Below are 12,979 nucleotides of genomic sequence, written 5' to 3' on the forward strand. Positions count from 1 at the left end.
ATCAGTGATCACGACGACCGGCCTCGAGCTGCGCGCCGGCGCCCGCATCCTCCTCAGCGACGTCAGCCTGCGCGTGCAGCCGGGCGACCGCATCGGTCTGGTCGGGCGCAACGGCGCCGGCAAGACCACCACGCTCACCACGCTCGCCGGTGAGCGCCTGCCGCACGCCGGCAAGGTGGACGTGACCGGCGAGATCGGCTACCTCCCGCAGGACCCGCGCAGCGGCGACCTCGACGTCTCCGCCAGCGACCGCGTGCTCTCCGGCCGCGGCCTCGACGTCCTCAGGGCCCAGCTGGTCAAGGCGCAGGTGGCGATGGCCGAGCCGGCCGACGACGCCGAGCGCGACCGCGCCGTGCGCCGCTACGGGCGGCTGGAGGACCAGTTCGCCGCGCTCGGCGGGTACGCCGCGGAGAGCGACGCCGCCCGCATCTGCACCGCCCTCGGCCTGCCCGACCGCGTCATGGGCCAGCCGCTGCGGACGCTGTCGGGCGGCCAGCGGCGCCGCGTCGAGCTCGCCCGCATCCTCTTCTCCGACGCCGAGACGCTGCTGCTCGACGAGCCCACCAACCACCTCGACGCCGACTCGATCACCTGGCTCAAGGGCTTCCTCGCCTCGCACAAGGGCGGCCTGGTGGTCATCAGCCACGACGTCGAGCTGCTCGACGCCGTTGTGAACAAGGTGTGGCACCTCGACGCCAACCGCGCCGTCGTCGACGTCTACAACCTCGGCTGGAAGCCCTACCTCCAGCAGCGGGAGACCGACGAGCGCCGCCGCCGGCAGGAGCGGGCCAACACCGAGCGCAAGATCGACGCGCTCACCTCCCAGGCCGACAAGATGCGCGCCAAGGCCACCAAGGCGAAGGCCGCGCAGAGCATGGACAAGCGCGCCGCGCGGCTGGCCGCCGGCCTCGAGGACGTGCGCGTGCAGGACCGGGTCGCCAAGCTGCGGTTCCCCACGCCGGCGCCGTGCGGGCGCACGCCGCTCACCGCCGAGGGCCTGTCGAAGAGCTACGGCTCGCTCGAGGTGTTCACCGACGTCGATCTCGCCGTCGACAAGGGCGCGCGGGTCGTCGTCCTGGGGCTCAACGGCGCCGGGAAGACGACGCTGCTGCGGATGCTCGCCGGCACCGAGATCCCCGACACCGGCGAGGTGCTGCCGGGCCACGGGCTGCGGATCGGCTACTACGCGCAGGAGCACGAGACGCTCGACCACGACCGCTCGCTGCTGGAGAACATGCGCGCCGCCGCGCCGCAGAGCACCGACACCGAGCTGCGGCGGATCCTCGGCGCCTTCCTCTTCTCCGGCGACGCCGCCGACCAGCGCGCCGGCACCCTGTCCGGCGGTGAGAAGACCCGGCTGGCGATGGCCACGCTCGTGGTCTCCGGCGCCAACGTGCTGCTGCTCGACGAGCCGACCAACAACCTGGACCCGGCCAGCCGCGAGCAGGTCCTCGACGCGCTGCGCACCTACGCCGGCGCGATCGTGCTGGTCACCCACGACGAGGGCGCCGTCCGCGCGCTCGACCCGGACAAGGTGATCCTGCTGCCCGACGGCACCGAGGACGCGTGGAGCGAGGACCTCGCCGACCTCGTCGAGCTGGCGTAGTCACTGCGGTCCTCCGGACCGCACCGCGGCCACGTGCCGTTCCCCCGGCTGCGTGGAGCCCTGCCACGCCGTTCCGGTCGGGAGCCTGCGGCCCCGGCGACCGGTCCGTCGTCCTTCGCAGGGCGCCTCGCGCCGGGAGCGCGGCCACGTGCCGTCCGCCGGCTGCGTGGAGCCCTGCCACGCCGTTCCGGTCGGGAGCCTGCGGCCCCGGCGACCGGTCCGCCGTCCTTCGCAGGGCGGCTCGCGTGCCGTCACCTGCCACTTTCGCTCTCGCGTGGCCGGGTCGCGCGGGCTGGGTGATCATCGACGCGGGAGGCCGTCGTCACGGGGACGGCGGCACCACGCGAGCCAGCACCCGACGGGCCGGCGACCCTCGCCGGCGCCGAGGGCTGCGACGGAGGGGAGTCATGGCCGACTCGAGCACCGACCTCGGCAAGGGCAAGCGGATCACCGGAGGGGACCGCACGTCCCTCGCCGATGAGCTGAAGAAGCGCTACGACGGCGGGGAGAGCATCCGGTCGCTCGCCACCTCGACCAACCGCTCCTACGGGTTCGTGCACCGGCTCCTGTCGGAGTCCGGTGCCACGCTCCGCAGTCGTGGTGGAGCCAACCGGAACAGCAAGAAGAGCGCATGACGGCGGTCGACACCGACGGCTGGGTCCGCACCAGCCGCGAGGGCGCCGTCCTGACCGTCACGCTCGACCGTCCCGACCAGCTCAACGCCCAGACGCCGGCCACCTGGGCGGCGCTGAAGGCGGTCGGCGACTCGCTCGACGACGGCGTCCGCGTGGTCGTGGTGCGGGGGGAGGGGCGCTCCTTCTCCGCGGGCCTGGACCGCAGCCTGTTCAGCGGCGACCCCGCGACGGCGGGCGGCCTCGGCCAGCTGGGGTCGATGCCGGCGGAACTCGCCCAGGAGCGCATCCGCGAGTACCAGGCCGGGTTCCGCTGGCTGCGCTCGCCGGGCATCGTCTCGGTGGCCGCGGTGCAGGGCCACGCCATCGGCGCCGGTGCGCAGCTGGCGCTGGCCTGCGACCTGCGGGTGATGACCGAGAACGCGTCCCTGCGGCTGCCGGAGGCGACGCTCGGGCTCGTCCCCGACCTCACCGGCACGAGCACCCTCGCGGAGCTGGTCGGCTACGGGCGGGCGATGGAGGTCTGCGTGACCGGCCGGCCGGTGACCGCGGCGGAGGCCCTGACCTGGGGCGTGGCCAACGCCGTCGTCCCGGCCGGGGAGCTCGACGCGGCGGTGGCCACGCTGGTCGCCGCGCTCACGGCGCCACCGGTGGGTGCGGTCCGCGAGACGGCGGCGCTGGTCCGCTCCGCGGTCCGGAACACGCCGGAGGCGCAGGACGCCGCCGAGCGGGCCGCCCAGGCCCGCCGGCTGGCCGAGCTGGCGGGGCGCTGACGGTCCCGGCCGACCCCCGATCCGGAACAGGCGGGGACCGGCGGCTGTTGGTGCTGCCGCCGGTCCCCGTCTCCGGCTGAGGAGGTCACCGCATGAGCAGTCCCATGACCTCCATGGCGGCGATGCGCTCGTTCCGCCGCGACCCGTCGGTCACCTCCCGTGAACTGCCCAAGGGCACGGTGCGCCGGATCCTCGGCATCGCCCGTCCCTACCGGCGCGAGCTCACCGGCTTCCTGCTGCTGGTGGTGGCGTCCTCGGTCATCGGCGTCATCACGCCGCTGCTGGCCGGCGACATCATCAACCGGATCGCCCGCCTCGACGGCACCGCCGGCGGCATCGTCCGGATCGCGCTGATCATCGCCGGCCTCGCCGTCGTCGACGCGGGCATCTCGGTGGCCACCCGCTGGTACTCCGCGCGCATCGGCGAGGGCGTCATCTACGACCTGCGCGCCCGCGTGTTCGAGCACGTCCAGCGGATGCCGGTCGCCTTCTTCACCCGCACGCAGACCGGGGCGCTGGTCAGCCGCCTGAACAACGACGTCGTCGGCGCGCAGCAGGCGTTCACCTCGACCCTGTCCGGGGTCGTCTCCAACGTCATCGGCCTGGTGCTCACCGCCGGCGTCATGTTCTCGCTCTCGTGGCAGATCACCCTGCTCTCGCTGGTGATGGTGCCGCTGTTCGTACTGCCCGCCCGCCGGATCGGCAAGCGGCTGCAGGAGATCACCCGCGAGTCCTACGGCCTCAACGCGTCGATGAACGCGACGATGACCGAGCGGTTCAACGTCGCCGGCGCGCTGCTGGTCAAGCTGTTCGGCCGCCCCGACGCCGAGGCCGAGAGCTTCCGCGGGCGCGCGGCGCGGGTGCGCGACATCGGCGTCCTGTCGGCCATGTACGGCCGCACCTTCTTCACCGCCCTCACGCTGGTGGCGGCGCTGGCCACCGCGCTGGTCTACGGCCTGGGCGGCTGGCTGGCCTTCGACGGGTCGCTGTCACCCGGCGACGTCGTCGCGCTGGCCCTGCTGCTGTCGCGGCTCTACGGGCCGCTGACGGCGCTGTCCAACGTCCGGGTCGACGTCATGAGCGCCATGGTCAGCTTCGACCGGGTCTTCGAGGTGCTCGACCTGCCGCCGATGATCGCCGAGGCGCCCGACGCGGTGCCGCTGCCGGCCGACGACCGGTCCATCGAGTTCGACGCCGTGAGCTTCAGCTACCCGGCGGCCGCGGACGTCTCGCTCGCCTCGCTGGAGGACGTGTCGCTGCCCGAGCACGGCGGGCCGACGGCGGTGCTGCACGACGTGTCGTTCCGCGTCGAGCAGGGCCACCTCGTCGCGCTCGTCGGCCACTCCGGCGCCGGCAAGTCGACGATCGTGAACCTCGTGCCGCGGCTCTACGACGTGACCTCGGGGGCCGTGCGGATCGGCGGCGTCGACGTCCGGAAGGCGACGTTCGCCTCGCTGCGCGACACGATCGGCGTCGTCAGCCAGGACGCGCACCTGTTCCACGACACCATCCGCGCCAACCTGCTCTACGCCCGCCCCGAGGCCACGGAGGAGCAGCTGTGGGCGGCGCTGACCGGCGCGCGGATCGCGGCCCTGATCGCCTCGCTGCCCGACGGCCTCGACACCGTGGTCGGCGACCGCGGCTACCGGCTCTCCGGCGGCGAGAAGCAGCGGCTGGCCATCGCCCGGGTGCTGCTCAAGGCTCCGGGCATCGTCATCCTCGACGAGGCGACCGCGCACCTCGACAGCGAGTCGGAGGTGGCCGTGCAGCACGCGCTGGACACCGCGCTCGCCGGGCGGACGTCGCTGGTGATCGCGCACCGGCTGTCGACGATCCGCAGCGCCGACCAGATCCTCGTGGTCGACGACGGTCGCATCGTGGAGTCGGGCACTCACGAGGAGTTGCTGGCGCTCGGACGCCGTTACGCCGACCTCTACCGGACCCAGTTCGCCGACGGCGAGCGTCGGACGGTCGGCGCGGCGTAGCAACTAGCGTTCCTCCTGCCCCAGCAGCACCAGGAGGAGCTCCGTGACGTCCGCGCACCCGTACGACGCCCAGATCCGCGCCCTCTACGCCGCCTTCGTCGACGGCTGGAACCGGCGCAGCGGCGCGGCGGTGGCCGCGGTGTTCGCCGACGACGGCGACATGGTCGGCTACGACGGGACGACGGTGAGCGGCCGGCTCTCGATCGCCTCGGACCTGCGGCGGGTGTTCGGCAGCCACCCGACGGCGACCTACGTGGCCGTGGTCCGGTCCGTGCGGGCGATCAGCGACGGCGTGGCCGTGCTGCACGCGCACGCCGGGATGATCCCGCCCGGGGAGGACGACATCGACCCGGGGCTGCACAGCATCCACACGCTCGTCGCCGTCGACGAGGGCGGCGGGCGCTGGAAGACCACGCTGTTCCAGGCGACGCCGGCCGCGTGGCTGGGCCGCCGCGACGCCCGCGACGCGCTCACCAACGAGCTGCGCGGGCTGCTGACCGCCCCGCGGTGAGCGTGCTCATCGCGGCGGCCGAGCTCCTGCGCGGGCCGCGGCCGGTGCTGCTCGACGTCCGCTGGGCGCTCGGCGACCCGCACGGGCGCGAGCGGTACCTGGCCGGGCACCTGCCGGGTGCGGTGTTCGCCGACCTGGAGTCCGAGCTCGCCGCGCCGCCGTCGCCCGCCGAGGGCCGGCACCCGCTGCCGCCGGTGGAGGCGCTGCAGGCCGCGGCGCGGCGGTGGGGGGTCCGGGCCGGGGACGCGGTGGTCGCCTATGACGCCACCGGCGGGCTGGCCGCCGCGCGGGCGTGGTGGCTGCTGCGCTGGGGCGGGCTGGCCGACGTCCGGCTGCTCGACGGCGGGCTGGACGCCTGGGTCGCCGCGGGCGGAGAGCTCGAGACCGGCGACGTCGTCCCGGAGCCCGGCGACGTCGTGCTGACCGGCGGCGCGATGCCCACGCTCACCGCCGACGAGGCCGCGGCGCTGCCCGCGCGCGGCGGCGTGCTGCTCGACGCGCGGGCCGCCGAGCGCTACCGCGGCGAGGTGGAGCCGGTCGATCCGCGCGCCGGCCACGTGCCCGGTGCGGTCAGCGCGCCGACGACGGAGAACCTCACCGCGGACGGGACGTTCCGCGGCGACCTGGCGGACCGCTTCGCCGCGCTCGGCGTGCGCCCGGGGACGGCGGTGGGCGTCTACTGCGGCTCCGGCGTCACGGCCGCGCACGAGGTGGCCGCGCTGGCGCAGGCCGGGATCGACGCGGCGCTGTGGCCGGGGTCGTGGTCGCAGTGGTCGGCCGACCCGTCCCGCCCGGTGGCCACCGGCGCCGGCTGAACTCAGCCGGCCGGGCGCTCCGGCGCGTCGAGGAGCGCGCACAGGGCGGGCTCGAGCAGCCGCTCGACGTCGGCACGGGACGCCGTGGCCACGGCCGGGATCTGCAGCAGGTAGCGGGACAGGCCCAGCCCCATGATGCAGGCGGCCATGAGGCCCGCCCGCAGCTCGGCATCCTCGCCGCCGATCGTCTCGGCCACGCCGGAGGCGACCGAGCACATCACGTCGTCGCGCAGCGTGCGGTTGGCCTCGGGATGGGTCAGGCAGTTGCGCATCAGGGCGGCCGCGCCCTCCCGGCCCCCGGGGCCCTCGAAGGTCTCGAACAGGTCGGCGATGGCGGCGGCCGGCACCTGCGAGCGCGGGGCGTCGAGGACCGACACGTGCTCGCGGGACCACCGCGTCGCCGCGGCGAAGAGGTTGTCCTTGCTGCCGAAGTACTGCATGACCAGCGCGGGGTCGACCCCGGCCGAGGCCGCCACCGCCCGGATCGTGGCCCGCTCGAAGCCCGTCTCGGCGAACAGGGCGCGGGCGGCCTCGAGGATCGCCGCCTCGGTCCGGCGACGGCGCTCGTCGCGGGAGACGTGTTCGGTACCGGCTGCGGTCACGGGTTCACTCTACAGGCGTTGACCCGTCCAGGATGTCGCTCTACGGTCGTTGAGTCGTCGCTCTACGAACGTTGAGCCATCTCCCGAGGAGTCCTCGTGACCGCCACCGCCTCGCCCCCCGGGCCAGGTCCCCTCACGCACGCGGACGGGCGGGAGGTCCGCAAGGGCCTCGCCCTGGCCGTGCTCGCGATCAGCCAGCTCATGGTCGTGCTCGACGTGGCGATCGTGAACGTCGCACTGCCCGACATCGCGGTGTCCCTGGGCGTCACGAGCCAGGCCGACCTGTCCTGGATCGTCACCGGCTACACCCTCACCTTCGGCGGGTTCCTGCTGCTCGGCGGCAAGCTGGCCGACCGGCTCGGCCGCCGCCGGGTCTTCGTCATCGGCGCCACCCTCTTCGCCGTCGCCTCGCTGCTCGGCGGGCTGGCCGGCGACCTCGGGCTGCTCGTCGGGGCGCGGCTGGTGCAGGGCCTCGCGGGCGCGCTCATGGCGCCGTCCGCGCTGTCCCTGCTCACCGTGGTCTTCGAGGAGGGCCGGGAACGTAACCGGGCCCTGGGCATCTGGGCCGCCATCTCGGCCGGCGGCGCCGCCATCGGCCTCATCCTGGGCGGGATCCTGACCGAGTACGCCAGCTGGCGCTGGGTCCTGTTCGTCAACGTCCCCGTGGCCGTGCTCGCCGTCGTCGGGGCGCTGCGCGTGGTCCCGGAGAGCCGCGACGCCCGGGCCCGCGGCTTCGACGTCCCCGGCGCCCTGCTGGTCACCGGCGGCCTCGTCGCGCTCGTCTACGCCCTCGTGAAGGGCAACGACCTCGGCTGGACCTCCGCGCGGACGCTCGGGATGCTGGCCCTCGCCGCGGTGCTGCTGGGTGCGTTCGTCGTCGTGCAGCGGCGGGCGGCCGATCCGCTCGTCGACTTCCGGCTCTTCCGGTCGCGCTCGGTGCTCGGGGCCGACCTCGGGGCGCTGTTCGTCGGCGCCGGGATCTTCGCGGTCTTCTTCTTCCTCGTGCTGTGGATGCAGCAGGTCAACGGCTACTCGCCGCTGCAGGCGGGGTTCGCGTTCCTCCCGATGACCGTCGCCATCGTCGTCGGTGCCGCCATCGCCTCCCAGCTGCTGGGGCGGGTCGGCCCCCGTCCGCTGCTCGTCGGCGGCCCGGCGCTGGCCGCCGCGGGCATGCTCGTCCTGGGCCTGCGGCTGGACCCCACCGCCTCCTACCTGACCGTCATCCTGCCGTCGCTGGTGACGGTCGCCCTGGGCATGGGGCTGACGTTCGTGGCGCTGACCAGCGCGGCCGTGGCCGGGGTCCCGCAGGAGGACGCCGGCGTGGCCAGCGCGCTGCTCAACGCCGGGCAGCAGGTCGGCGGGGCGCTGGGCCTGGCCATCCTGGCGGCGGTGAGCACGGCGCGCACCGAGGCCGTCGCCCCCGCGGGTCCGCCCACGTCGCCGGGCTTCGTGGCCGCGGTGGTCGAGGGCTGGGGTCTCGGCTTCGTCGTCGCGGCGGGGTTCCTCGCCGCGGCCGGCATCGTCGGCGCGGCCCTCGTGCGGACGTCGAGGGCGCAGGCCGCCGAGGCGCTCCCCGCGACCGCCGGCGCCGTCTAGGAGCCGCCCCGGCGGACAGGGGCCCGCCTCCCGTGCGCGGGAGGCGGGTCAGCCGAGGGCGGCGTCGTAGCGGTCGAGCAGGACGGCGGCGATCCGCTCGTCGGGCAGCAGGGGAGCGGTGACGACGTCGGCGCCGGCCTCGGCCAGCTTGCCGTGGAAGTGCCCCGGCGCCAGCAGGTAGGACGCGACCACCACCCGCTCGGCGCCGCCCCGACGGGCCGCGGCGACGGCGTCGGCTACCGGCGGCTGCGCGGCCGAGCCGTAGCCGGTGGTCACCGGCCCGGCCCAGGAGCGCTGCAGCAGGTCGGCGGTGTCCTCGACGTCGGCCACCGAGCGCGGGTCCGACGACCCCGCGGCGGCCAGGACGACGGCGGTGAGCGGGTCGCGCGGGTCGGCGCCGGCCTCGACCAGCCGGTCGGACAGCACCGCCGCCAGCCGCGGGTCGGGCCCCAGCGGGCGGGCGGCGAGCGCGGAGTCGTGCGCGGCCACGGCGCCGGCGATGTCGACGTGCACGTGGTAGCCGCCGGACAGCAGCAGCGGGACCACGACGGCCGGCTGCCCGTCGGCGGCGAGCCCCGCGACGACGTCGACCACCGTGGGCGGCTGCACGTCGACGAAGGCCGCCGTGGTCACCAGGCCCGGGCGAAGCCGGCGCGCGGCCAGCGCGAGCTCGGCGACCAGTCGCCGGCCGGTGGGGTTGCGCGTGCCGTGGGCGCAGGCGACCAGGACCGGAGGGGCGCTCACGGGGTGCGCAGGATCCCGCCGTCGACGGCGACCATCGTGCCGGTGACGTAGGACGCGGCGGGGGAGAGCAGGAAGGCCGCGACCCGGCCGAACTCGTCGGGCTCCCCGACGCGGCGCAGCGGGATGCCGGCCTCGGTGCGCGAGCGCGCCTTCGCGGGGTCGCCGGAGGCGGCCTCGATCTCGGTGATCCGGTCGGTGGCGATCGTGCCGGGCATCAGCCCGACCACCCGGATCCCGCGCGGGCCGAGCTCGTCGGCCAGTGCCTTGAGGGTCATGGCCAGGCCCGGGCGCAGCGCGTTGGAGATGGCCAGGTGCCCGATCGGCTGGCGCACCGACGTCGACAGCACCATGCCGATCGCCGCGCCGTCGGACAGGTGCGGCTCCAGGGCCCGCAGCAGCCGCAGCGGGCCGAGCAGCACGCTGTCGACGGCGGCCCGCCAGTCCTCCTCCGCCGTCTTGAGCACCGTGCCCGGCGCCGGCCCGCCGACGGAGACGAGCACGCCGTCGACCCGGCCGAGCCGCTCGAGCGCCGTCGTGACGAGGGTGTCGGCGGCGGCGGGGTCGGCGAGGTCGGCCACCACCCCGGACGCGCCCTCGCCCAGCCCGGCGACCGCGCGGTCGACCGAGCCGGGCGAGCGGGAGCTGACGAGGACGCGCGCCCCGTCGGCGACGAGGGCCCGGGCGGTCGCGAGACCCAGCCCCCGGCTCGCGCCGGTGAGCAGGTAGCCGCGACCGCCCAGGCCCAGATCCATCAGGCGGCCGTGCCGCGCAGCGACCGCAGGACGTACTGCATGATCCCGCCGTTGCGGTAGTAGTTCGCCTCACCGGGGGTGTCGATCCGCACGCGGGCGTCGAACTCGGTCGTCCGACCGTCCGATGCCTGGGCCTTGACCTTCACCGTGCGCGGGGTCTCGCCGTCGTTCAGCGCGGTGATCCCGGTGATCGTGAACTCCTCGTCGCCGGTCAGGCCGAGCGACTCGCGGTCCTGGCCCTCGGGGAACTGCAGCGGCAGCACGCCCATGCCGATGAGGTTGGAGCGGTGGATCCGCTCGTAGCTCTCGGCGATGACCGCCTTGACGCCCAGCAGCGCCGTCCCCTTGGCCGCCCAGTCGCGCGACGAGCCCGAGCCGTACTCCTTGCCGGCCAGCACGACCAGCGGGATGCCGGCCTCCTGGTAGGCCACGGAGGCGTCGTAGATCGTCGTCGTCTCGCCGGTCAGGTGGTTCTTGGTGACGCCGCCCTCGGTGCCGGGCACCAGCTGGTTGCGCAGCCGGATGTTGGCGAAGGTGCCGCGGATCATGACCTCGTGGTTCCCGCGGCGCGAGCCGTAGGAGTTGAAGTCGCGCCGGTCGACGCCGTGCTCGCGCAGGTACTTCCCGGCCGGGCTGTCGGCCTTGATCGACCCGGCGGGCGAGATGTGGTCGGTGGTCACCGAGTCCCCGAGCACCGCCAGCGTGCGGGCGCCGGTGATGTCGGTGACCGGGGCCGGCTCGGCCGGCATGCCCTCGAAGTACGGGGGCTTGCGGACGTAGGTGCTCTCCGGGGCCCACGAGAACGTGTCACCGGTGGGCGTGGGCAGGTTCTGCCACTGCTCGGTGCCGGCGAAGACGTCCTCGTAGCTGCGGCCGAACTGCTCCGCCGAGACGGCCTGGTCGATGGTCCGCTGGACCTCCTGCGGCGAGGGCCAGATGTCGCGCAGGAAGACGTCGTTGCCGTCGGGGTCCTGGCCGAGCGGGTCGTTGTTGAGGTCGACGTCCATCGACCCGGCCAGCGCGTAGGCGATGACCAGCGGCGGGCTGGCCAGGTAGTTCATCTTGACGTCGGGGTTGATCCGGCCCTCGAAGTTGCGGTTGCCCGACAGCACCGAGACGACGGCGAGGTCGGCCTCGTTCACGGCCTGGCTGACCGGCTCGGGGAGCGGGCCGGAGTTGCCGATGCACGTGGTGCAGCCGTAGCCGACCAGGTAGAAGCCGAGCTTCTCCAGGTAGGGCGTGAGCTCGGCCTTCTCGTAGTAGTCCGTGACGACCTTCGACCCGGGGGCCAGCGTCGTCTTCACCCACGGCTTGGTCGTCAGACCGCGCTCGACGGCCTTCTTGGCCAGCAGCGCGGCGCCGATCATCACCTGCGGGTTGGAGGTGTTGGTGCAGGAGGTGATCGCCGCGATCACGACGTGACCGTGGTCGACGAAGGTCTCCGTGCCGTCCTCCATGACCACCCGGGTGGGCTTGGACGCGCGGTCGCCGTCCACCGGGCCGTGGGAGGCGCCGTGCGGCTTGCCGGAGTCGCCGTTGCCGTGCGCGAAGGGGCTGGCCGGGTCGGAGGCCGGGAAGGTCTCCTCGACCGCCTCGTCGACGCTGGAGCCGGCGTCGCGCGGGGCGTCGTCGTCGTCCTTCTGCATCTCGTCGATCGGGGCGTAGGTCGGCAGGGCCTCGCGGAACGACGCCTTGGCGTCGGTGATGGCGACGCGGTCCTGCGGCCGCTTCGGGCCGGCGATCGAGGGGACGACGGTGGAGAGGTCCAGCTCCAGGTACTCGGAGAAGGCCGGCTCCCGCGAGGGGTCGTGCCAGAGGCCCTGCTCCTTGGCGTAGGCCTCGACCAGCGCCACCTGCTCCGCCGACCGGCCGGTCAGCTCGAGGTAGGTGATCGTCTCCTCGTCGATGGGGAACATCGCCGCGGTGGAGCCGAACTCCGGGCTCATGTTGCCGATCGTGGCCCGGTTGGCCAGCGGGACGGCGGACACGCCTGCGCCGTAGAACTCGACGAACTTCCCGACGACGCCGTGCTGGCGCAGCATCTCGGTGATCGTCAGGACCAGGTCGGTGGCGGTGGCGCCCTCGGGGAGCTCGCCGGTCAGCTTGAAGCCGACCACGCGCGGGATGAGCATCGACACCGGCTGGCCGAGCATCGCGGCCTCGGCCTCGATGCCGCCGACGCCCCAGCCGAGCACGCCCAGGCCGTTGACCATCGTGGTGTGACTGTCGGTGCCCACGCAGGTGTCGGGGTAGGCGACGACGCGGTCGCCCTCCTGGCGCGGGAAGACCACGCGGGCCAGGTGCTCGATGTTGACCTGGTGCACGATGCCCATGCCCGGGGGGACGACCTTGAAGTCGTTGAAGGCCCCCTGGCCCCAGCGCAGGAACTGGTAGCGCTCGCCGTTGCGCTCGTACTCGATCTCGACGTTGCGCTCGAAGCTCTCCGGGGTGCCGAAGACGTCGGCGATGACGGAGTGGTCGATGACCAGCTCGGCCGGGGCGAGCGGGTTGATCTTGTTCGGGTCGCCGCCGAGCTCCGCCATGGCCTCGCGCATGGTGGCGAGGTCGACGATGCAGGGGACCCCGGTGAAGTCCTGCATGACCACGCGGGCCGGGGTGAACTGGATCTCCTGGTCCGGCTCGGCCGACGGGTCCCAGTTCGCGATCGCCCGGATGTGGTCGGCGGTGATGTCCGCGCCGTCCTCGGTGCGCAGCAGGTTCTCGAGCAGGACCTTCAGGCTGAAGGGGAGCTTGTCAGAGCCCTCGACCGCGTCGAGCCGGTAGATGTCGTAGTCGGTGCCGTCGACGCTGAGCGTCGACCGGGCTCCGAAGCTGTCCTTGCTGGCTGCCACTGCTTGCGCCTCACCCTCGAGTGTCCATCGGGCTTGAATGCCACCCCCCATCATCCCAGCCCCGGACGGGGAGGTCCTGGTGAGGCGACCCTTCCCTCACCCGGTGAGGTC

General features: G+C 74.1%; 11 protein-coding genes. 7 read left to right on the forward strand and 4 right to left on the reverse strand.

The genetic code is table 11. The annotated features are described in order from the left end of the window. The first annotated feature begins 4 nt into the window (after positions 1–4). The 6 genes from FN207_RS18395 (at position 5) to FN207_RS18420 (ending at position 6,322) form a co-directional block, all read left to right on the forward strand. The gene (locus FN207_RS18395; RefSeq protein WP_142459910.1) at positions 5–1,606 is read left to right on the forward strand and encodes an ABC-F family ATP-binding cassette domain-containing protein; all 1,602 of its coding nucleotides are present in this window, start codon (positions 5–7) and stop codon (positions 1,604–1,606) included. A gap of 407 nt (positions 1,607–2,013) precedes the next feature. After that, positions 2,014–2,241: a helix-turn-helix domain-containing protein gene (locus FN207_RS18400; RefSeq protein WP_093578674.1), complete on the forward strand. Its 228-nt coding sequence runs from the start codon at positions 2,014–2,016 to the stop codon at positions 2,239–2,241. Continuing rightward, positions 2,238–3,011 (forward strand): enoyl-CoA hydratase/isomerase family protein, encoded by a 774-nt coding sequence (locus tag FN207_RS18405; RefSeq protein WP_142459911.1) that lies wholly within the window; start codon positions 2,238–2,240, stop codon positions 3,009–3,011. The genes FN207_RS18400 and FN207_RS18405 overlap by 4 nt, the downstream gene beginning before the upstream one ends. A 92-nt stretch (positions 3,012–3,103) precedes the next feature. Then, positions 3,104–4,996, forward strand: a complete 1,893-nt coding sequence (locus FN207_RS18410) for an ABC transporter ATP-binding protein (RefSeq protein WP_142459912.1) — start codon at positions 3,104–3,106, stop codon at positions 4,994–4,996. A 43-nt stretch (positions 4,997–5,039) separates the two neighbouring features. Next, entirely contained in the window at positions 5,040–5,507 is a 468-nt protein-coding gene (locus FN207_RS18415) for an SgcJ/EcaC family oxidoreductase (RefSeq protein ID WP_142459913.1), read from the forward strand. Next, complete coding sequence (locus FN207_RS18420; RefSeq protein WP_142459914.1) at positions 5,504–6,322, forward strand: sulfurtransferase; 819 nt, start codon at positions 5,504–5,506, stop codon at positions 6,320–6,322. Before FN207_RS18415 ends, FN207_RS18420 begins: the two co-directional genes overlap by 4 nt. A gap of 2 nt (positions 6,323–6,324) precedes the next feature. On the opposite strand, the gene FN207_RS18425 is transcribed toward FN207_RS18420, so the two are convergent. Further along, positions 6,325–6,924, reverse strand: a complete 600-nt coding sequence (locus FN207_RS18425; protein ID WP_142459915.1) for a TetR/AcrR family transcriptional regulator — start codon at positions 6,922–6,924, stop codon at positions 6,325–6,327. A 96-nt stretch (positions 6,925–7,020) separates the two neighbouring features. Between FN207_RS18425 and FN207_RS18430 the strand changes: the two genes are divergently transcribed. Next, positions 7,021–8,520 carry a DHA2 family efflux MFS transporter permease subunit gene (locus FN207_RS18430; RefSeq protein ID WP_221888277.1) on the forward strand — a complete coding sequence of 500 codons (1,500 nt, stop codon included), beginning with the start codon at positions 7,021–7,023 and terminating at the stop codon, positions 8,518–8,520. A 48-nt stretch (positions 8,521–8,568) separates the two neighbouring features. On the opposite strand, the gene FN207_RS18435 is transcribed toward FN207_RS18430, so the two are convergent. Genes FN207_RS18435 through FN207_RS18445 form a run of 3 tightly spaced genes read right to left on the reverse strand, consistent with a single transcriptional unit; the run spans position 8,569 to position 12,868 of the window. Further along, positions 8,569–9,264 carry a sirohydrochlorin chelatase gene (locus FN207_RS18435; protein ID WP_142459916.1) on the reverse strand — a complete coding sequence of 232 codons (696 nt, stop codon included), beginning with the start codon at positions 9,262–9,264 and terminating at the stop codon, positions 8,569–8,571. Further along, positions 9,261–10,016 (reverse strand): SDR family oxidoreductase, encoded by a 756-nt coding sequence (locus FN207_RS18440; protein WP_142459917.1) that lies wholly within the window; start codon positions 10,014–10,016, stop codon positions 9,261–9,263. The genes FN207_RS18435 and FN207_RS18440 overlap by 4 nt, the downstream gene beginning before the upstream one ends. Next, positions 10,016–12,868, reverse strand: a complete 2,853-nt coding sequence (locus FN207_RS18445) for an aconitate hydratase (protein WP_221888278.1) — start codon at positions 12,866–12,868, stop codon at positions 10,016–10,018. Before FN207_RS18445 ends, FN207_RS18440 begins: the two co-directional genes overlap by 1 nt. Between the last annotated feature and the right edge of the window lie 111 nt (positions 12,869–12,979).

Origin of the sequence: Geodermatophilus aquaeductus, assembly GCF_900182545.1 — a bacterium.
GTDB lineage: Bacteria > Actinomycetota > Actinomycetes > Mycobacteriales > Geodermatophilaceae > Geodermatophilus > Geodermatophilus aquaeductus.